At 67.1% G+C, this 19,973-nt stretch carries 15 protein-coding genes and 3 tRNA genes; 11 read left to right on the top strand and 7 right to left on the bottom strand.

The genetic code is table 11. From position 1 onward, the window contains the following. The first annotated feature begins 150 nt into the window (after positions 1-150). Complete coding sequence (locus ACV095_RS18180; protein WP_018771720.1) at positions 151-1,455, top strand: cation:proton antiporter; 1,305 nt, start codon at positions 151-153, stop codon at positions 1,453-1,455. Between the two features lie 32 nt (positions 1,456-1,487). Here the strand turns inward: ACV095_RS18180 and ACV095_RS18175 are convergent, their stop codons facing one another. After that, positions 1,488-2,927 (bottom strand): NCS2 family permease, encoded by a 1,440-nt coding sequence (locus ACV095_RS18175; protein ID WP_056392274.1) that lies wholly within the window; start codon positions 2,925-2,927, stop codon positions 1,488-1,490. Between the two features lie 111 nt (positions 2,928-3,038). On the opposite strand from ACV095_RS18175, the gene ACV095_RS18170 reads away from it, so the two are divergent. Next, positions 3,039-3,692 carry a copper resistance CopC family protein gene (locus ACV095_RS18170; RefSeq protein ID WP_478222427.1) on the top strand — a complete coding sequence of 218 codons (654 nt, stop codon included), beginning with the start codon at positions 3,039-3,041 and terminating at the stop codon, positions 3,690-3,692. Positions 3,693-3,741: 49 nt separating this feature from the next. Here the strand turns inward: ACV095_RS18170 and ACV095_RS18165 are convergent, their stop codons facing one another. Then, a complete protein-coding gene (locus tag ACV095_RS18165) occupies positions 3,742-4,380 on the bottom strand; it encodes an NAD(P)/FAD-dependent oxidoreductase (RefSeq protein WP_018771717.1) in 639 nt (212 codons plus the stop codon). Between the two features lie 428 nt (positions 4,381-4,808). Between ACV095_RS18165 and ACV095_RS18160 the strand changes: the two genes are divergently transcribed. The 5 genes from ACV095_RS18160 to ACV095_RS18140 all read left to right on the top strand — a co-directional run bounded on the left by ACV095_RS18160 (position 4,809) and on the right by ACV095_RS18140 (position 11,907). After that, the gene (locus tag ACV095_RS18160) at positions 4,809-5,849 is read left to right on the top strand and encodes a universal stress protein (RefSeq protein WP_056392273.1); all 1,041 of its coding nucleotides are present in this window, start codon (positions 4,809-4,811) and stop codon (positions 5,847-5,849) included. 63 nt (positions 5,850-5,912) lie between these two features. Then, positions 5,913-8,756, top strand: coding sequence for a PEP/pyruvate-binding domain-containing protein (locus ACV095_RS18155; RefSeq protein WP_478222426.1), 2,844 nt, complete (start codon positions 5,913-5,915; stop codon positions 8,754-8,756). A gap of 60 nt (positions 8,757-8,816) precedes the next feature. Then, the gene (locus ACV095_RS18150; protein ID WP_478223476.1) at positions 8,817-9,932 is read left to right on the top strand and encodes a LolA family protein; all 1,116 of its coding nucleotides are present in this window, start codon (positions 8,817-8,819) and stop codon (positions 9,930-9,932) included. 45 nt (positions 9,933-9,977) lie between these two features. Next, a complete protein-coding gene (locus ACV095_RS18145) occupies positions 9,978-11,033 on the top strand; it encodes an ABC transporter ATP-binding protein (RefSeq protein ID WP_478222425.1) in 1,056 nt (351 codons plus the stop codon). After that, positions 11,023-11,907: an ABC transporter permease gene (locus tag ACV095_RS18140; protein ID WP_056392266.1), complete on the top strand. Its 885-nt coding sequence runs from the start codon at positions 11,023-11,025 to the stop codon at positions 11,905-11,907. Before ACV095_RS18145 ends, ACV095_RS18140 begins: the two co-directional genes overlap by 11 nt. Positions 11,908-11,973: 66 nt before the next feature. Here the strand turns inward: ACV095_RS18140 and ACV095_RS18135 are convergent, their stop codons facing one another. From ACV095_RS18135 to ACV095_RS18115, 5 genes are all read right to left on the bottom strand, one after another. Next, positions 11,974-13,467, bottom strand: coding sequence for a C40 family peptidase (locus tag ACV095_RS18135; protein ID WP_478222424.1), 1,494 nt, complete (start codon positions 13,465-13,467; stop codon positions 11,974-11,976). 192 nt (positions 13,468-13,659) lie between these two features. Further along, positions 13,660-14,574: a cation diffusion facilitator family transporter gene (locus tag ACV095_RS18130; protein ID WP_478222423.1), complete on the bottom strand. Its 915-nt coding sequence runs from the start codon at positions 14,572-14,574 to the stop codon at positions 13,660-13,662. Between the two features lie 10 nt (positions 14,575-14,584). Then, positions 14,585-15,013, bottom strand: a complete 429-nt coding sequence (locus tag ACV095_RS18125) for a metallopeptidase family protein (RefSeq protein ID WP_018771709.1) — start codon at positions 15,011-15,013, stop codon at positions 14,585-14,587. Positions 15,014-15,022: 9 nt separating this feature from the next. Then, the gene (locus ACV095_RS18120; protein ID WP_478222422.1) at positions 15,023-15,997 is read right to left on the bottom strand and encodes a DMT family transporter; all 975 of its coding nucleotides are present in this window, start codon (positions 15,995-15,997) and stop codon (positions 15,023-15,025) included. Positions 15,998-16,086: 89 nt separating this feature from the next. Continuing rightward, entirely contained in the window at positions 16,087-17,103 is a 1,017-nt protein-coding gene (locus ACV095_RS18115) for a PHP domain-containing protein (protein WP_478222421.1), read from the bottom strand. A 164-nt stretch (positions 17,104-17,267) separates the two neighbouring features. Between ACV095_RS18115 and ACV095_RS18110 the strand changes: the two genes are divergently transcribed. The 4 genes from ACV095_RS18110 to ACV095_RS18095 all read left to right on the top strand — a co-directional run bounded on the left by ACV095_RS18110 (position 17,268) and on the right by ACV095_RS18095 (position 19,916). Beyond that, positions 17,268-17,340, top strand: a tRNA-Glu gene (locus ACV095_RS18110). Between the two features lie 90 nt (positions 17,341-17,430). Further along, positions 17,431-17,504 (top strand) — tRNA-Asp (locus ACV095_RS18105). A gap of 48 nt (positions 17,505-17,552) precedes the next feature. After that, positions 17,553-17,628 (top strand) — tRNA-Phe (locus tag ACV095_RS18100). A 692-nt stretch (positions 17,629-18,320) separates the two neighbouring features. Beyond that, positions 18,321-19,916 carry a glycoside hydrolase family 68 protein gene (locus ACV095_RS18095; protein WP_018771706.1) on the top strand — a complete coding sequence of 532 codons (1,596 nt, stop codon included), beginning with the start codon at positions 18,321-18,323 and terminating at the stop codon, positions 19,914-19,916. The last annotated feature ends 57 nt before the right edge of the window (positions 19,917-19,973 follow it).

Raw genomic sequence — 19,973 nt, 5'->3', positions numbered from 1 at the left:
TCCAGGACCCGGCTTCCAGGTACCCGGACTTCTTACTGCGCCGGGGATATGCCGGGCGCAGGGGTTATGGTGAGAGCAGTCCGCCCCATCGAAGCGTGACGTGTCCGCTTCCGGATCCACGCAACCATTCCAGGCTGGAGAGCCTTCCCCATGTTCGAAGCCCCAGACATCCTCTTTGCCGCGGCAGGCATCGCCGTCTTCATCGCCGCGGTCCTGCCCAAGCTGCTGCGCGACATGCCGCTGTCCATGCCCATGGTTTTCCTTGGTGCCGGGATGGGGGCGTTCGCGCTGATTCCATCGCTGCCGGACCCCAACCCGGTGGAGCACGGCGATTTTGTCATGCACCTTGCGGAGGTCTGCGTGATCATTTCGCTGATGGGCGCCGGACTGGCCCTGGACCGGCCGGTGGGACGCAAGCGCTGGTCCACCACGTGGCGGCTCCTGGGCATCGCCATGCCGTTGTGCATCCTGGGGTTGACGCTGCTGGGCATGTGGTTCCTGGGCCTGGGGCTGGGCGCGGCCCTGCTGGTGGCCGCCAGCCTCGCCCCCACGGACCCGGTCCTCGCGTCCGAAGTCCAGGTGGGCGAGCCCGCCGACCAGGATGGCCATACCGACAAGGAGGATGAGGTCCGGTTCGGACTCACCTCGGAAGCCGGGCTGAACGACGGGCTGGCTTTCCCGTTCGTGTACCTGGCCATTGCCATCAGCGTCGCCGGGGCAAGCCCAACTGCCTGGTTTGGCGAATGGTTCGGGCTGGACGTGCTGTGGCGGCTGGCCATCGGGCTGCTGGTGGGCTTCCTTACCGGCAAGCTGCTGGCAAGGGTCTTCTTCTCCGCCCATGCGGAGAGCTTCAGGCTGTCCAACCACTCCGAGGGGTTCGTCGCCCTGGCGGCGACGTTCCTGGCCTATGGGCTGACGCAGATGGTGGCGGGCTACGGATTCATCGCGGTCTTCGTCTGCGCCGTGACCATCCGCGCAGCTGAACGCACCCACGGCTACCACCGGGTGCTGCACTCCTACGTGGAGCAGCTGGAACGGCTCCTGACGGTGGTGATCCTGGTCCTGCTCGGCGGTGCAATCGCCCGTGGGCTGCTTGAAGGGATTGGCTTGGTGGAAGTGCTGGTGGCGCTGGCATTCCTGCTGGTGGTCCGGCCGCTTGCCGGCTGGCTGGGCCTGCTGGGCGGCAAGACCGGGCCGCGGGAACGCGTGGCGCTCTCCTTCTTTGGCATCCGCGGCATCGGGTCGGTGTACTACCTGGCCTTTGCGCTGGGCGAAGGCCACTTCACGGACCAGGCACACTGGCTCTGGTCCTTCATCGGGCTGGTGGTGGCGCTGTCCATCGTGATCCATGGCGCCACCACCTCGCCCCTCATGAACCGGCTGGACCGGCTGCGCGAAAGGAAGGCGCTGGCGGTGTCCGGCGACGAGGGACTCGCGCCGAACACCCCTGTATAGCTGCATGCCTGTGCAGCTATACAGGGGTCTAGCTACATGCCCAGTGCGGCCTCGATGGGCCCGATGGCGAAGAACAGTGCGAACGCCGCGGCCACGGCCCACATCAGCGGGTGGATGTCCTTGACCCGTCCCTGGACGGTGCGGATCAGGACGTACGCGATGAAGCCTGCGCCCAGGCCGTTGGCGATGGAGTAGGTGAACGGCATCAGGGTGAACGTCAGGAACGCCGGGATGGCGATGCCCCAGTCCTGCCAGTCGATCTTGCCCACCTGGGACACCATCATGAAGCCCACCACTACCAGCGCCGGGGCCACTGCCTCGAACGGCACCAGGTTGATCAGCGGGGTGAAGAACATGGCCACAAGGAACAGCAGGCCGGTGACCACCGAGGCGATACCGGTGCGGGCGCCTTCGCCGATGCCGGCGCCGGCCTCGACATAGATCTGGTTGGAGGAGACGGAAGCGCCGCCGCCGATGATGGCGCCGAGTGCGTCCACCTGGAGCACGCGGTCGACGTCGGGAATGTTGCCGTGCTCGTCCACCGTTCCGGCCTCGTTGGCCAGGCCCACCATGGTGCCCATGGCGTCGAAGAAGATGCTGAGCAGGATTACGAAGGCCAGCAGGGTGGCGGCCACGAAGCCGAGGTGTTCGAAGGCGCCGAAGGGATTGGCCTTGCCGATCAGGGACAGGTCAGGGGCGGCCCAGCCGGAGAACGCCGGCGCCACCAGGGACCAGCCCTGGGGGTTGAAGTTCTTGCCGTCGAAGCTGGGTCCGATGTGCAGGGTTGTCTCAAGGATCACGGACAGCACGGTGGAGGTGATGATGCCGATCAGGATGGCGCCCTTGATCTTGCGCACCACAAGGGCGATGGTCAGGATCAGGCCGAAAACGAACACGGCCGTGGGCCAGCCCAGCAGCTTGCCTTCGAAGCCAAGGCCAACGGGCACCGTGGTGCCTGCAACGTCCGGAATGCGCCGCACGAATCCGGCGTTGACCAGCCCGATCAGGGCGATGAACAGGCCGATGCCCACCACGATTGCCGTCTTGAGGCCGTCCGGCACGGCCTTGAAGACGGCGGTCCGGAAGCCGGTGAGGACCAGGATCAGCATGGTGACGCCGGAGAGGACCACCAGGCCCATCATGTCCGGCCAGCTGAGTTCCGGGTTTGTGGCCACGGTGACGGCCACGAAGGCATTCACGCCGAGGCCGGTGGCCAGCGCGAAGGGGTGCCGGCCCCAGGCGCCCATCAGGATGGTCAGGATGCCTGCCACGAACGCGGTCACGGCGGCCACGGCGGTGAAGCCCAGTGTGGTGCCGTTCGAGTCCGGACCGGACAGGATCAGCGGGTTCAGCACCACGATGTAGCTCATGGCGAAGAAGGTGGCGAACCCGCCGCGGATCTCGCGGGAAAGGTTGGAACCGCGCTCGGTGACCCTGAAATACCGGTCCAGGGCAGAGCCTTGCTTAAGCATTAGTCCTCCGGGGAAGTGTGTGGGGATACCTGCATCCTAAGGGGGCGGCAGGGAATGGGCCGGCAAATGCGCCTAGTCTGTAAGGAAGCCAACACAAGGAGCAGCCCAAACATGCGCCACGTCCGCCGCCGACTGCTGGGCTTTGTGCCCGGTTTCTTCGTCCTCTCCTTTGTCCTCGCCGCCGCGATGCTGGGCCTGGCGGGCCCGGCCAGCGCCCACGATGCCGCAGAGTCCACCAGCCCGGCCCAAGGTGCGGCGCTGCCGGCGCCGCCCGGCGAGGTTTCGGTGACCTTCAGCAACAAGCCGCTGGGCATCGGCTCGTCGTTCTCGGTCAAGGACGCCGGCGGTACCGAATGGGCTGACGGGTCCGTGCAGATCGTGGACAACGTGGCCACCCAAAAGCTTCGGCCAGGCGGCCCCGCGGGGAAGTACACCGTGGCATGGCGCGTGGTCAGTTCGGACTCGCACCCCATTGAGGGCACATTCACTTTCACCGCGGCCACAGGCGACCCGTCCGCAACGGCGGGCCCGGCCAGTCCGACGGCGGCGGGTGCAGTTCCGGGAATGGGTACAGCACAGCCCGGGGTTACGGAGGAGCCGTCCGTGCCTGCCATTGCCGGCGAGCCCTTCCAGTGGAGCATCGTGATTTTTGCGGCCGTTGCCGTGGGGCTGCTGGTGGCCCTCGGTGTCCTGGCCCGGCGCCGGCTCACAGGCGACGGGGATGACGGGGACGGCATGGATGCCGGGGAGGACGGCCGGGGGTAGCCCGGCCCAGGGGTGCCGGCCGGCTCCGGCCTGGCGGCGGGTAGGGCTGTCAGCAGGTCAGCACCGCAAAGCTGCCCGTTGCCGGGAAGGCGCCGCCGGAGGGGTGGCCACTGCCCGGATTGACCTTGGCGGAGATGGCCTGGCCCACCGTCTTGGCCTGGCGCAGTACTTCCTTGGGCGACGGCGTGATCAGCTCACCCACTCCCACCAGGTAGATGCCAATGGCCCGCATGGCCGCTGCCACGTTCCGGCCTACGGCGATCCCGAAGTCGTTGAGCATGCGCCGCAGCTGGCTGTGGGCGCACCTGGTCAGGACGATGTGGTCGGCCACCAGGATGCCGGTGGGGGTGTGCACCTGCCATTGCGGAGCGGCGCCGTGCCCGGGTCCCTGGAGCATGGTCAGCTGGACCGCGCGGGTTGTGTTCCGGACGTCCACGCTGTGGCTTGTGGCGTAATTGCGCAAATGGCGCAGGATCTCGTTGCGTTCCCGGAGGGTGTCGCTGTCCGCCGCGTCGCAGCGCTGCAGCGATGACGTGTTTGCGGGTTGCCCGGCGCCGAGGATGTCCAGCCCGTCCACCACAATGGAGGCCACGCGGTGGCGGCGCAGTTCTGCGGCCACGGCAAGCCCGGACAGGCCCGTGCCAATGATGACAGTGGTGGTCTGTTCGGTCTGGGCATCCCCAGGCATGCTTGACACTACAGTTTCCCTCCTTCGAAGCTTTCGGCAGGTGCCGGCGTCCTCGCCGGCCCGCGTCCCGTTACCCCCAAGTACGGCCGCAGCGCATGGCCCGGGACAGTGCGCGCAGGAAGTTGCGGTTGGCGTCCCGGACCAACAATGTCCTGAAGACTACAGAACAAATGCGGCCGTGGATAGCCCAATGAGGAAAACGTTTCTGATGACATGAAGGCGCTTTCCCAGTCGCTCGGGAGGGCCTGTGGATAACCCGGCCTACCCGCCCCTGAACAGGCTTGCTAAGCCTTGGGGGACGGAGAATAGTGGGAATCGGGAACGGGCCTTTTCCTGCCGGTGCCGCTGGGGGCCGGGATGCACGGGGAGTGGTCCGTTTTCTGGCAGAATAGCCGCAACATCAGGCGTATCGCGAGGAGGCGGCCCCCATGGGCTCACGAGAGTTGCACCCGGACCAGGCCCGGGACGGTGGTGGTGCGTCACCCGCTCCCCACGGCATCGTGGTGGGCGTGGACGGTTCGGACCATGGCCAGTGCGCCTTGGTGTGGGCCGCGCGGGAAGCCCAGCGCCGCCGTCGTCCGCTCCATATCGTCACCGCCTATTCCGTGCCGATCTTCGCCGCGTCCGGACTGGACGGAGGCTATGCCACGGTGGACGATTCCGTCATCCGTGAAGGTGCCGAGGCCATCGCCAAGCAGGCTGTTGAAAAGGTTTCCGCTTACGACATTGATGTCAGTTCCTCCGTAGAGAACGGCGACGCAGCAGGAGTCCTGCTGGAAATCTCCGAAACCGCGGAACTCCTGGTGGTGGGCACCCGCGGCCGCGGCGGCTTCGTGGGCCGCCTCCTGGGATCGGTCAGCAGTGCCCTGCCTGCCCATGCAAAATGCCCCACCGTGACGGTCCCCTTGTTCTGTTCGGACCGGCTCGGTGAAACCACCGAGGACCGCCGCGTCAAGGCGGAGCAGGCCAAGTCCGGCCACCGGCTGGTGGAGAACGTGGTGGTGGTCGGCGTCGATGGCTCCGAGCAGGCACGCGTTGCCGTTCTCGAAGCAGCCGACCAGGCCGAACGGCTGGGTGCCTCGCTCCGCGTGATCTGTGCCGTCCCCCAGTACAGCGGTTCCCTGGCCTGGGTTCCCGCACCCATGGACCGGAAGGCATTGTTTGACGATATCCGGGTCACCCTGGAGGCCGGCATGGCGTGGCTCCGCAGCCACTACCCGCACCTGCGGGCTGACTACGAGCTGAAGGACGGTTCGCCGGTGGACGTGCTCGTGGAGGAAAGCCGGCACGTGGAACTGGTGGTGGTGGGTACCCGCGGCCGCGGGGGCTTCACCGGAATGCTTCTGGGCTCAACGTCCGATGGTGTCCTGCACCATGCAAAGGGCCCGGTCATGGTGGTCCCGGACCGGGAAGACCCCCGCCTGGCGGACCGTGCGCGGTTCGGTCCGATCCTCGGCGACGCCGCCTAGCCGGCACCGGACAAACAGCAAGGCATCCCCGGAATACCGCCGCTCGGATAAGGCATCTGGGACATGGAGCAGCCAGGGCTGTCAAAAGTCGGCACCAGCACGGACGCCGGGCTGGTGCTGGACCTGCGCCGGCTCGACGCCGGAATGCTGGGCTTGGCGGGTGGCAAGGCAGCCAACCTTGGAGAGCTGTTGTCCGCAGGGTTGCCGGTCCCGGAGGGTTTCTGCCTCACTACCGCTGCATACCGGCAGGCAACCGGCGCCCCCGACTCCCTGCCTCCCGCGCTGGCCGGGGTTTATGCCACCCTGGGGGACGCCGCCCGGTCCGGCGTTACGGAACCGCATGACGTGGCAGGGCTGGCTGGAACAGCCCGTGCCGCGATCCTGGCACTTCCGCTTCCGGCGGCGGTTTCCCGCGAGGTGGAACAGGCGTACGCGGCCCTGGGACCCGATGTTCCGGTAGCGGTCAGGTCCTCGGCCACCGCAGAAGACCTGCCATTCGCCAGCTTCGCCGGGCAGCAGGACACCTACCTCAACGTCGTCGGAGTGCCTGCCCTGCTTGAGGCCGTCCGCAACTGCTGGGCGTCGCTGTGGACGGACCGGGCAACCGCATACCGGGCAAGCCTGGGGATCGATCCGGCCGGCGTGGCGCTCGCGGTGGTGGTCCAGCGGATGGTGGACGCGGACGCCGCCGGCGTCATGTTCACGGCGAACCCCCTGACCGGCCGCAGGCGGCAGATCGTTATCGATGCCAGTCCCGGCCTGGGCGAGGCCGTCGTCTCAGGCGCCGTCAATCCGGACCACTTCGTGGTGGACGCCCTGACCGGAAGGGTCCTGGAACGGAAACTGGGAGATAAGGGCGTGGCGGTACGCCCCCTTCCCGGTGGCGGGACGCAGACCCTGAAGGTTCCCGCAACCAGCAATGCTGCCTGCCTGACGGACAGCCAACTGGCTGGACTGGCGCGCCTTGGCCTGGAGGCCGAGGATCATTTCGGCGCCCCGCAGGACACCGAGTGGGCCATCGACCGTACCGGGGCCCTGTGGCTCACCCAGTCCAGGCCGATCACCACCCTCTACCCCGTCCCGGAGAGCAACGGTGCCGCGGGCAGGGTCCCCCAGGGCAGCCCCGCCGCAAGCGGTACCAGGGCGTATCTCTGTTTCAGCCTGGCCCAGGGGCTTACCCGCCCGCTGACGCCCATGGGCCTTGCGGCGCTGCGGCTCGTCGCCTCCTCCATCGCCCAGGCTGCAGGCTTCCCTGTTCCGGACCCCCGTGGCGGACCGTCGCCCTATGCCGAGGCCGGGCAGCGGATCTACGTCGACTTCACCACTCCCATCCGCAGCACCGTGGGCCGGCGCCTTGTACCCCGCGTCTTCGACATCATGGAGGCCCGGACAGCAACGGTCATGCGGCAACTGTTCGACGATCCCGCCTTTTCGGTGACCACGAGGACGCCTTTCGGGCTGCTGCATCACATCGTTCCCGTCGCAGCCCGCGCCAAGGTTCCCGCCACGCTTCTCCGGGCGCTGGTCCGGCCCCGGGCAGCGCTCCGGCGGCTGGACCGCTTCACGCGCGACTTCGAGGCATCTCTGGGCTCCGAAGACGGTGCCGGCGCGCCGGCACGCCTTGACCACGCCGAATCCCTCCTTGGGCAGCGCCTGTTCCCGATTGTTCCGGCAATTCTTCCCCTTCCCGCCCTGGGGTTCGCCATGCTCGGCGTTGCGGGAAGACTGCTGGGCGGCAATGCCTGGGCTGAACTGCAGCCCGTGATCCGTGGCCTGCCCAACAACATCACCACCGAAATGGACCTGGAGCTGTGGCACCTTGCCAAGGAAATCCGGGAAGACGTTCAATCACGAACCGAACTCATGGCCGGCGATCCCACCGTCCTGGCAGCCGCGTTCCAGGCCGGACAGCTGCCCGCACGCCTCGATGCGGGCCTCACCCGGTTCCTGGACGAGTACGGCCACCGGGCGGTGGGCGAAATCGACGTTGGCCTGCCGCGATGGTCCGAAGAGCCGGCACACATCCTGGGCATCCTCGCCAATTACCTCAGGCTCGAGGACCCGGCCCTGGCGCCTGACGCACAGTTCAGCAAGGCCGTGGAGGACGCGGAAACGCAGGTGGACCGGCTCGTTGCCCGCGCCGCCGCCCGCGGCAGGATCCGGGGAAGGCTGGTGCGTGCCGCGCTGCACAGGGCACGGCTGTTCGCCGGCCTGCGCGAGCTGCCAAAGTATCAGCTGGTGACCGGCCTCGGGGAAGTCCGCCGGCAACTGCTGCTGGTGGGCGGGGAGCTGGCCCGGGCGGGCGTCATCGAACAGCAGGACGACGTGTTCTTCCTGGACCTGGTTGAAACCAGGCAGGCCTTGTCCGTGGACGCCGACGGCGGAGCGCCCGTCCAGGACTTTCGCGCACTCGTGGCCGGCCGCCGCGAGGATTACGCCCAGGAGCTCAGGCGCCGGCATATTCCCCGGGTTCTGCTCTCGGATGGAACCGACCCCGAAGCGGTGCGCACCGCCGTCGGCGTCACCATGGAAGGAATGCTGACAGGCAGCGCAGCCTCGGCAGGAACGGTGACCGCTGCCGCGCGCGTCATCCTGGATCCCGTGGGAGCCCGGCTTGAGCCGGGCGAAATCCTGGTTGCCCCTTCCACGGACCCCGGCTGGACGCCGCTGTTCCTCACTGCGGGCGGGCTGGTGATGGAAATGGGCGGAGCCAATTCCCACGGCGCAGTTGTGGCCAGGGAGTACGGGATACCTGCGGTGGTCGGAGTCGCGGACGCTACCGGGCTGATCAGGACCGGCCAACAAATAACGGTCGACGGCGGTGCGGGCACCGTAGTGCCGGAACGGCCCGGCCGGCAGCAGGATGGGGGCGCTGCGGGTGACACCGATCCACCTGCACCGGCGTAGTCTTTACCTATGGGCTCCAACACGCTGGATTCCAGCGGACCGTCGCAACGAAACAGCACAATGAACCGCCGGGCATGGCTGCGGTGGCTGCCCGCCGTCGCGGCTCCGCTGGCGATCGCTGCGGGCGCCTTGGCCGGCTCCCTTCCGGCCGGTGCCAGCAACCCACTTCCGGCCAAGACGCCGGCGCAGGTCCTGGAGTTGGCGGCAAGCCACCAGGTGCACACGTTCTCAGGGACAGTGGAGCAGTCCGCCGACCTGGGGCTTCCGGAGCTGCCCGCCACCGGGAAGCCATCCGGTCCCGCGGCCGCGGGGAGTGCCGCATCCGTGATTGAGCTGCTGTCCGGCAAGCACACCGCGCGCGTCTACCTGGACGGCAAGGACAACGCCCGCGTGCAGGTGATGGACCAACTGGCTGAACGTGACGCGGTCCGCCACGGCAGCGACGTCTGGTTCTATTCGTCGAAGGACAACACAGCCGCACACTTGACCCTGCCGGAGCATGCCCAGGATCCATCCCGGGCGAAGGACCATCAGTGGGCAGGTGGGATGCCGACGCCAGGCGACCTGGCACAACGCTTCCTGTCCAAGGTTGAACCGACCACGGCCGTTTCGGTGGGGCCGGACGTTTCCGTCGCAGGACGGGCTGCCTACAACCTGCTGATTGAGCCGCGCACCGACGCGACCCTGGTGGGTAAGGTGGCCATCGCCGTCGACGGTGAAAACGGCATGCCCCTGTCCGTGCAGGTGACCGCACGCGGAGCGGACACCCCGGCGTTCCGTTCCGGGTTCACCAGCCTTTCGCTGGAGGCTCCTGACGAGTCCGTCTTCACCTTTACCCCGCCTCCGGGCAGCACGGTCAAGGAACTTCCCGTTCCGGACAAGCCCCATGAGCCCGCAGACATGCACAGCCCCGACGGCATGCATCCCGGTGCCACTAAAGACGTTTCCGTAACCGGCGCCGGATGGGAGACCGTGGTGGGCACGGCGCGTGGGTCTGCTGCCGCTGCCGAGTCGCTGCTGCAGGACCCGCTGCTGTCCCAGGCCGCCGTTGCCGTCCCCGGCGGCCGGCTGCTCTCCACCGCCCTGCTCAACGTCCTGGTCACGGACGACGGCCGGATCTTCGCAGGAATGGTGCCGCCGGAGCGGCTGCAGGCCGCAGCAGCAGCGGCCCAATAAGTGTTGGGTGGACGGGGGAGTGTTGGCCGGACGGGGGCCGGCCCGGTGAGCGCGGGGTTGGCGATCGAGACCCGGGGACTCAGCAAGCACTTTGGCCGGCAGGCCGCCGTCGACAGCGTGGACCTGGCCGTCCCGCACGGGAGTGTCTTCGGCTTCCTGGGGCCCAACGGCTCCGGCAAGACCACCACCATCCGGATGCTGCTCGGCCTGGCGGCCGCATCCGCGGGGACGGTTCACCTGCTGGGCCAGGAGATGCCCGGCAAGCTCCATGATGTGTTGCCGCGCGTGGGCGCCCTGGTGGAAGGCCCCGCCTTCTACCCTTTTCTGTCCGGCGCCGCCAACCTGCACCGGCTCGACGCCGCGGGCCCGCACACCGTGCCCGCCACACGCAAAGCGAGGGTGCAGCGGGCGCTGGAGCGCGTGGGCCTGGAGCACGCCGCCGGCAAACGGGTGCACGCGTACTCCCTGGGCATGAAGCAGCGGCTGGGCATCGCCAACGCCTTGCTGTCGCCACGGGACCTGCTGGTACTGGACGAACCCACCAACGGGCTGGACCCGCAGGGCACCCGGGAAGTCCGGAACCTGGTGCGGTCGCTGGCGCATGAGGGCACCACCGTTTTCGTGTCCAGCCACCTGCTGGCCGAGGTGGACCAGATGTGCACCCACGCTGCCGTCATGAGCGCAGGAAAGCTCGTGGCACAGGGGCCCCTGGCTGAGCTGCGGCAGGCCGGCAGCACCCGGCTCCGGCTGGTAACGCCCGACGGCGGTGCGGCCCGGCAGGTCCTGGCGCGGCTGGGGCTGGTACCGGAACCTGGACACGCTGAACCCCGGCCCGCTGAACCCCGACAAGCTGAACTCCGACCCGCTGAACCCCGACCCACTGAACCCCGACAAGCTCAACCCGCGCGGGCGCGGCCGGACGGCGAGACGATCGTTGCGGCCATGGTGGAGGGTGCCCAGCCGCCCGCGGTGCTTCCCGAGGACGTCGTGGCGCACCTGGTCCAGGCCGGCGTCCGGGTCCGGGGATTCGCCGTCGAGCGTGAAAGCCTTGAGGACCGCTTTGTTGCCCTCACGGGGGAAGGATTCGACGTTGCCCAGTAGTGTTCCCGCGGATCTACCGGAGGCTGCCGGAACAGCCCGGCCGGCCGCAGTGCCGCGCAGTTCCGGGCTGTCCCTGTTGGGGTCGGAGCTCAAGGTCCTGTTCGGGCGCCGGCGGACCTGGGCGCTGCTCCTGGCGCTCGCTGCCATTCCGGTCCTGATTGCCGTTGCCGTGAAGGTCTCTTCCGCGGTCCCGCCCGGGCGGGGACCCGCCTTCCTTGACCGGATCACCCAGAACGGCCTGTTTGTGGCCTTCACCGCCATGCTGGTTTCCGTGCCGCTGTTCATGCCGCTCGCGGTAGGTGTGGTGGCGGGGGATACGATCGCCGGGGAGGCGAACCTGGGCACCCTCCGGTACCTGTTGGTGGCACCGGCCGGGCGGGTCAGGCTCCTCTTGGTCAAGTACGCGGGGGCGCTGGCCTTCTGTATCGTGGCCCCGTTGACCGTCGGTCTTGCCGGCGCTGCCATTGGCGCGGCACTTTTCCCGGTGGGTCCCGTGACACTGTTGTCCGGCGGGGTGGTCCAGCCGTCCGAAGCTGCCCTGCGCATCGTGCTGATCGCTGCCTACCTGGCGGTGTCACTCGCCGGCCTTTCGGCGATCGGGCTTTTCCTGTCCACGCTGACAGTGGTGCCGGTGGGAGCGATGGCCGCCACCGTGGTGGTCTCGGTGGTCTCGCAGGTCCTTGACCAGCTTCCGCAGCTGGAGTGGCTGCACCCCTGGCTCTTCAGCCACTACTGGCTTGGTTTCGGTGACATGTTGCGCCAGCCGCTAGTGTGGGATTCCTTTGCCAGCAATGCGCTCCTGCAGGCCGGGTATATGGCAGTGTTCGGTGCGCTCGCCTATGGCCGGTTCGTCACCAAGGACATCCTGAGCTGAGGCAGTCAAGCAATCTATCCGTGGAAGTCAACCGCACAATTCAACCGCACAATTCATCCGTGCCGCCTAGTAGCGGGCCGCGTAGGGGTAGAGGTCCATGCCCACCATGGAGCTGATGGTGGAAACGGTGATGCCTTCCTGCGGGTTGAGTGCCTGCACCACCTGGCCGTTCCCGAGGTAGATGGCCACGTGGTAGAAGTTCGGTGCCGAACCCCAGACCAGCAGGTCGCCGCGGCGGGCCTGCGAAATGGGGACGTGGACCGGCGCGGCGGCATATTGCTGTGAAGCTGTGCGGGGGAGGTACTTGCCGGCTGCGGCGAAGGCGTTCTGCACCAGCCCGGAGCAGTCAAAGCCGTAGGGACCGGTACCGCCCCACTGGTAGAAGTACGGCGCGCCCACCTTTCCCAAAGCGACGGTGATGGCTGCCTCGTAGGTGCCCGAGCCGGTGGCAGGGGCAGGCGCCGGTGCAGGTGCCGGCGCAGCGGGTGCGGGTGCGGGTGCTGGTGCGGCAGGGGCGGGTGCGGGGACAACCGGAGCAGGAACGGGGGCGGGTGCAGCCGGGGCAGGAACGGGGGCGGGTGCAGCCGGGGCAGGCGCAGGGGCGGCGGGGGCGGGAGCAGCCGGGGCAGGCGCTGCCGGTGCCAGTTCCTGCCCGCGGCTGTTCTGGTTCGCTGTCTGGCCAGCTGCCTGATTCTGTGCTGACTGGTTTTGGGCGGCGTTGTCCTGCGCAGCTTTTTCCTGGGCGGCCTTGTCCGCGGCGGCGGACAGGGCGGCAAGCCGCGCCTCTTCACGCTGCCGTTCCAGGGCATCCAGGCGGGCCGATTCAAGGGCCACAGTGGTGTTGCGGAGCTGCGCCAACTGGTCCACCAGGATGGTCCGCTGCGCTTTCGCGTCGGCCACGGCCTTGGCCTGCGCGGCATTGGCCTGTTCCGCCTGGGACTTCCGTTGTTCAGCGGTCTTCGCTGCGTCGTCTGCGGCTTTGGTGGCGTCGTCGGCAGCTGCCGTCAGGGACCGGTAGGCGGTGGCCGCGGTGTCCGCCGCTTCGAAGGCCCGGCTGCGGCTGGCCGAGAGGGCCTCGAGCGTGGCTGCCTGCTGCAGGCTCTCGCTGCCGCTGGCAATGGTTCCGAGGGTCGGGTTCAGGCCGCCGTTGCGGTACAGGTCCCCGGCAAGCTGCCCAACCTGCTTCCGGGTCTTGTCCTGCTGTTCACGGGCGGACGAGGCTTTGGCTGATGCAACGGATGCCGCTTCGGTCCTTTGCTGCAGCTCCACCAGTGCCTCGCTGTACGAGTTGTTGGCCTGCATGGCCACGGCAAAGGCTGCCTGCTGGGCTGCGGACGCGTCGGCAAGGATGCGCTCGATGGCGCCGACCTGGTCCGCCGTGGCGGCCTCACTGGCCTTAGCCGCGGCAATGTCCTCCGGCGAAGGGATGTCAGGCGACGCCGGAACGGCCAGTGGAGCGGACGGCGCCGGTACAGCGGCTGCCGGCGTTGCCGCGGATGCAAAAAGGACGACGGCGGCGCACAGCACGGCCGTCCTGCGGCCGGATCCGGATAAAGCCATCTGCAGAGACCTCGCAACGTTAAGGCCGGGAGTGAGGTTCTGGATGCGGCACGACGATGCCCCTCAGCTGCCCCCAGCAGTCCGAGGTTACGTGACCCCCTGCACATTAGCAACAGCAGTCACATCAATAACATAAACCACAACAGTGTCATTAGGGGCGGTTTTTGTCCGGTGTGTCGTGGTCGGCCGGGGTCAGGCGTGCTGGTGCGCCTCATGCTCGGAGTGGCTGGCAGGTTCCAGCTGGAAGGTGCAGTGGTCGGTATCGAAGTGGGAGCCCAGGCAGGTGATGAGCTTGTCCAGCAACTGGTCGGCGCCGCGGGCATTGAGCACTCCGTCCTCCACCACAACGTGGGCCGAGAAGACGGGGACTCCGGACGTGATGGTCCAAATGTGGATGTCATGCACATCCGTCACACCGGCCACCGAAAGGATGTGCTCGCGGATCATCTGCACCTCCACCCCTTTGGGACTGGCTTCCAGGAGGACGTCCACCACATCGCGCAGCAGGCTCCACGCCCGCGGCAGGATCATCAGTGCGATCAGGACGGAGGCAATGGTGTCCGCCGCCTGGAAGCCGGTCAGCATGATCACTGCGGCCGCGATGATGACGGCCACGGAACCAAGGAGGTCGCCAAGGACTTCCAGGTAGGCGCCGCGGATGTTCAGGCTCTCATCCTGTGCCGTGCGCAGGATCACAAGCGACACCAGGTTGGCCACCGCACCAAGGACGGCGGCAAACAGCATGATGTCCGTCTGCACTTCCGGCGGCGCACCGAACCGGCGGACCGCCTCCGTGAAGATGACCACGGAGATCACGATCAGGATCAGCGCATTGGCGAGGGCGGCCAGGACCTCAGCGCGCTGGTAGCCGTACGTCCGCTGGTTGCTCGCCGGGCGGCCCGCAATCCAGGAGGCCAGGAGCGCGATGGTGACACCTGCCGCGTCCGAGAGCATATGTCCCGCATCGGCGAGCAGGGACAGCGATCCGGACAGCACAGCCCCGATGATCTGGATGACCACCACGCCAAGCGTGATTCCCAGGACGGCCACAAGGCGTTTCCGGTGCCGCCCCGTGGCGGTAATCCCATGGCTGTGGTCGTGTCCCATGCTTACAAGGCTAGCCCCAGCCCAGCTCATGCAGCCGGTCATCGGAAATCCCGAAGTGGTGGGCGATCTCATGCACCACCGTTACGGCCACCTCGTGGATCACATCGTCCCTGGAACCGCAGATCTCCAGGATGGGTTCGCGGAAAATCGTGATCCGGTCCGGCAGCGAACCGGCGTCCCACCAGGAATCGCGTTCCGTCAGCGGAACCCCTTCGTACAGTCCCAGCAGCACGGTGTCCGGATCTTCCCCCGGCCCCGGCACGTAGTCGTCGTCGATGAAGACGGCCACGTTGTCCATGGCCCGGGCCAGCCTGTCCGGAATGCTGTCCAGGGCATCCTGGACAGCTGCCTCGAACTCGTCAGGGGACATGGTGAATTCCGGCGGTTCGTGCGGGCCGTCGGGAATGATGGGCAGTCCCGGCGGAAGGCTGGCTGGCATACCCCGACTCTAGCGCCGAAGCGGCCGCGGGGCGCCGTGGACCCGGCTCCGCCGCCGGGTGAGCCCCACCCCCACCAGGCATACCAGCCCACCCACCAGTCCCAACGCCGAGGGGATTTCACCAAGCAGCAGCCAGGAGATGAAGACCGTGGTGCCGGGGACCAGGTATGTGGTGGCGGCCAGCTTCCCGGCGTCCACCAGTGACAATGCGTACGCCCAGGTGGTGAAGGCGATGGCGGTGGGGAACACCCCCAGATACACCAGCCCCAGCGTGGCCTGCGGCGGAGCCGCCTGCACCTCGGACACCAACTGCCCGGCGAACGGCAGGCAGCACACTGCCCCCACCACGATGCCAAACCAGGTTGCCTGCGCCGCCGGAAACTTCCGCACCACCGGCTTCTGGATGATGACGCTGACTGCGGCGAGCACCGCGGCAAGGAGGCAAAGCGCCACTCCGGCCAGGTCCGCCGTCGAACTTTCCCCCGTCCGTGGCTGTCCGGAGCCGAGGGCGATCAATGCGACGCCGGCGAAAGCCACGGTGCTGCCGATGAGCAGCCAGCGCGGGAAGCCTTCCTTGAGGAAGATGCCGGCCATGATGGCCACCAGGATGGGGTTGACGTTGATCAGCAGGGCGCTGGTGCCGGCATCAAGGATGTGCTCGGCGGCGTTCAGCGCCACGTTATAGCCACCAAACCACATCACGCCATAGGCGAGGATAGGCAGCCATTCCCGTCCCCGCGGCAGCATCCGGCTCCTGAGCAGTTGCGGCACCACCAGGAAGGCCAGCACGACGGCGGCAATCGCCAGCCTGCCCAGGGTCAGCGGGCCGGGGGAGAAGTGGGGGCCGATGGCCCGGATGCCCACGAACGCTGAGGCCCACAGGACCACCGTGACCACCATTGCCGCCACGCCGAGAGCCTTCACGGGCTTTCCTGCTGCAGTGGCGGACGCCAGGGGTTCATGGGCGGGGCTGGTTGGCGGCATGGGACAAATGTACGGCCGGAACGGACGCCGGGCTGGCGGAAATCGGCCATGTCGGCAGCGGTGGTAACCGTGCCTGCGCCTTCCAGGGCCTACTTCGAACCGGCCCAGGCCAGCAGTTTGTCCGCCGGCCAGGTGGTGATGATCCGCTCGGCAGGCACGTTGTTGCGGGCGGCCCGCTCGGCACCGTACTGCAGGAAATCCAGCTGCCCTGGTGCGTGCGCGTCGCTGTCGATCGAGAACAGGCAGCCTGCATCCAGCGCCAACTGGATCAGCGCATCGGGCGGGTCCTGCCGTTCCGGTCGGGAATTGATCTCGACGGCCACGTTATGCTCCGCGCAAGCGGCGAACACTTCCGCGGCGTCGAATTCCGACGGCGGCCGGGTTCCGCGGTTGCCCTCCACCAGCCGCCCGGTGCAGTGGCCCAGGACGTTGGTGTGCGGATCCTGGATGCCGCCGAGCATCCGGGCGGTCATGGTCTTCCTGTCCGCGCGCAGCTTCGAATGAACGCTCGCCACCACAATGTCCAGGCGGTCCAGCAGCCCAGGTTCCTGGTCCAGCTGGCCGGACTCCAGGATGTCCACTTCGATCCCGGTCAGCAGCCGGGTGTTCCCGCCGTTGCTGTTGATCGCTGCCACCACGTCCAGCTGGTCGCGCAGGCGCCCGGCCGACAGCCCGTTGGCGATGGTGAGGTTGGGGGAGTGGTCGGTCAATGCCAGGTACTCCCGGCCCAGCACCTCCGCTGCCGCCACCATCAGCTCAATGGGGGAGCCGCCGTCGGACCATTCGCTGTGGCTGTGCAGGTCGCCCCTCAATGCCCCACGGATTTCCGTCCCACCGGAGGCCAGCGGCTGGGCGCCCTTCTCCCGGAGGTCGGCCAGGTAGTCGGGGACCTCGCCGTCCACCGCCTGCCGGATCACCGCATAGGTCCGGTCGCCGATGCCCTTCATGGACTTGAGCCGGCCGGTCCGGGCCCGGGTGGCTACTTCCTCAGGGCCAAGGGGGCTGATGGCCGCCGCCGCTTTGCGGAAGGCCTGGACCTTGAAGGTGGCGGCGCGTCCGCGCTCCAGCCAGAAAGCAATCTCATTGAGCGCTGCGACGGCATCCATCCGTCCATCTTGACCCGTGCGGCGGCCCAACGGCGCGGTTTTTCGCCGATTTTGGATAATTCCTGCGGAGGCCCTATAGTTTTAGAGTCCAGTTCGGAGAAACGCAAAGGACAAAGACGGAAAGCCTCGCTTGACGCCTTTTATTTTGTTCCGAACGGGTTCTGGCCCCCATCGTCTAGCGGCCTAGGACACCGCCCTTTCACGGCGGCGGCACGGGTTCGAATCCCGTTGGGGGTACGCAAGAAACTGGTCAAACAGGCAAAAAAAGTCTGGTAGGCTGGAAGCCTTGAAAAAAGCGGTAGAGATACTGTGAAGCAAGAAACGCAAGGCCCTGTAGCGCAGTTGGTTAGCGCGCCGCCCTGTCACGGCGGAGGTCGCGGGTTCAAGTCCCGTCAGGGTCGCTCTGATTGTTGGAAGAAATTCCGGCTGTCATGGTGACTAGTCACCTAGGCTCTGTAGCTCAGTTGGTAGAGCGTTCGACTGAAAATCGAAAGGTCACCGGATCGACGCCGGTCGGAGCCACCACTGGGAAGCATCAGTTCTTCGGAACTGGTGCTTTTCTTCATTTAACCGCCATTGGCCAGCCGCTCTTCAAGTGCGTTCCGTGCCCTTGTCCAGGTGAATGGCCCCGGAGCAACTGTCCGGCGCCCGCCTCACCTCCGGCGCACCAACCGCGGCATCGACACGCAAAATCGAAACCGACACCCTTGGTCGCCTGCGCAGCCCATATTTGCGTGTCGATACGGAATATGGGCGGCGCCGGCGAACGTGCGCGTCATGCTCAGGTTGGCCGGCCTTTAGGGATCGTGCGTGCCCGGCGCCACCAGGACGAGCGGCCTGCGGCGGCGTGGCCTGCGCAACAAATCGCTTGTCTTGCCAGGAAAAAATCGAGCCGCCCTGAAACATTTGATATTGCCAAACCGATGTGGCACGCGCGCGCATTGGCTTGCGTAAGCGCTTGCACCCTACTCGGCGGTAGCCGTTTTTGGGCTGTGAAACAGGGTTTGAACTGCATCCGGCGCCCGTTCTAGCGTGGAGCGCGGCGGAGGGAAAGCATGCTTTCCATCGGCCACAGGGCCCCACCCAGGTCCTGATCCCCCCAGCACAACGGCGTCCCCGGCGACGCCTGAGGTGTTACCGGGCCGCGGTTGTTTTCGGGGTTATGGGCACATGCCCGTCTTCCACGAACAGTCACAACTCCGCGAGAAGAGCAAGAAATGCACAAGCACCCCCAACACCGGCTGCTGCGGTGGCGCCCTGCCGCCGCAGCACTGGCCGCAGCCGTTGCTGCCTCGGCCTTCCTGGCCGTCCCCTCTGCCCAAGCCAACGAGCCGTCGGACCCGCCGACGGTCGGGCAGCTGCCGGCCCCCACTCCCGGTTTCGCCCTCCCCACCGAGCACACGCAGGAGGCCTTCGACCCGGCGTCGGACTTCACCTCCAAGTGGACCCGCGCAGACGCCAAGCAGATCATGGCGCAGAGCGATCCCACGGTGGCTCCCGGCCAGAACTCCATGAGTCCCGACGTCACCATGCCGGAGATCCCCCAGGATTTCCCCGCCATGAATGACGACGTCTGGGTCTGGGACACCTGGTCCCTGACGGATGAAAACGCCAACCAGATCAGCTACAAGGGCTGGGACGTCATCTTCTCCCTTGTTGCCGACCGCCACGCCGGCTACGGCTTCGACCAGCGCCACTGGAACGCCCGGATCGGCTACTTCTTCCGCAAAACCAACGCCGACCCCGCCAAGGACAAGTGGAACTACGGTGGCCATCTCTTCCTGGACAACACCTCCATCGGCAACACCGAATGGTCCGGCTCCACCCGCCTCATGCAGGGCGACCACGTCAACGTCTTCTACACCGCCACCACCTTCCACGACGTGGCCGAGCGGAACGCAGGTGGCGGCGGGATCGCTCCTGACGCTGCCATCGCCAAGGCCCTGGGCAACATCCACGCTGACAAGAACGGCGTCAGCTTCGACGGCTTCGAGCACACCAAGCTGCTGGAACCGGACGGAAAGATGTACCAGACCAAGGCGCAGAACCCGGGCTTCGCGTTCCGGGACCCGTACACGTTCGCCGACCCCGCCCACCCGGGCAAGACCTTCATGGTCTTCGAAGGCAACACCGCCGGCACCCGCGGCGATTACCAGTGCAAGGGTGAGGACCTCGGCTACCAGCCGGGCGACCCCCAGGCAGAAAGCGTTGGCGACGTCCAGAACAGCGGCGCAAACTACCAGACCGCCAATGTGGGCCTGGCTGTAGCCGACAACAAGGACCTCACCAAGTGGTCCTTCCTGCCGCCGATCCTTTCGGCCAACTGCGTCAACGACCAGACGGAACGTCCGCAGATCTTCATCCAGAATGAAAACGGCAAGAACAAGTACTACCTGTACACGATCAGCCACCAGTTCACCTACGCGGCCGGCATGCGCGGCCCCGACGGCGTCTACGGCTTTGTTGGTGACGGCGTGCGCTCGGACTACCAGCCGGTGAACAACAGCGGCCTGGCCCTCGGTTCACCCACCGACCTCAACCTGCCGGCCAACAACCCAAGCGGTACCATCTCCGGGCAGCAGAACGGTCGCCAGTTCCAGGCATACTCGCACTACGTGCAGCCCGGCGGACTCGTGCAGTCGTTCATCGACAACGTCAACGGCGTGCGTGGCGGATCGCTGTCACCCACTGTCAAGATCAACTTCAGGAACGGCGTGACCCAGGTGGACCGCAGCTTCGGCCAGAACGGCCTCGGCCCGTTCGGCTACCTGCCCACCAACGTCAGGGTCGGCGGCGAAGGCCTCTACAAGTAGGACAGCCTGCACACCTGAATAGACCGCGGCTTCTGCCGCACCGCCGCTGACACAGGC

Source organism: Arthrobacter sp. JDC6 (genome assembly GCF_056484025.1).
This window is presented reverse-complemented; position numbering and strand designations above follow the sequence as displayed.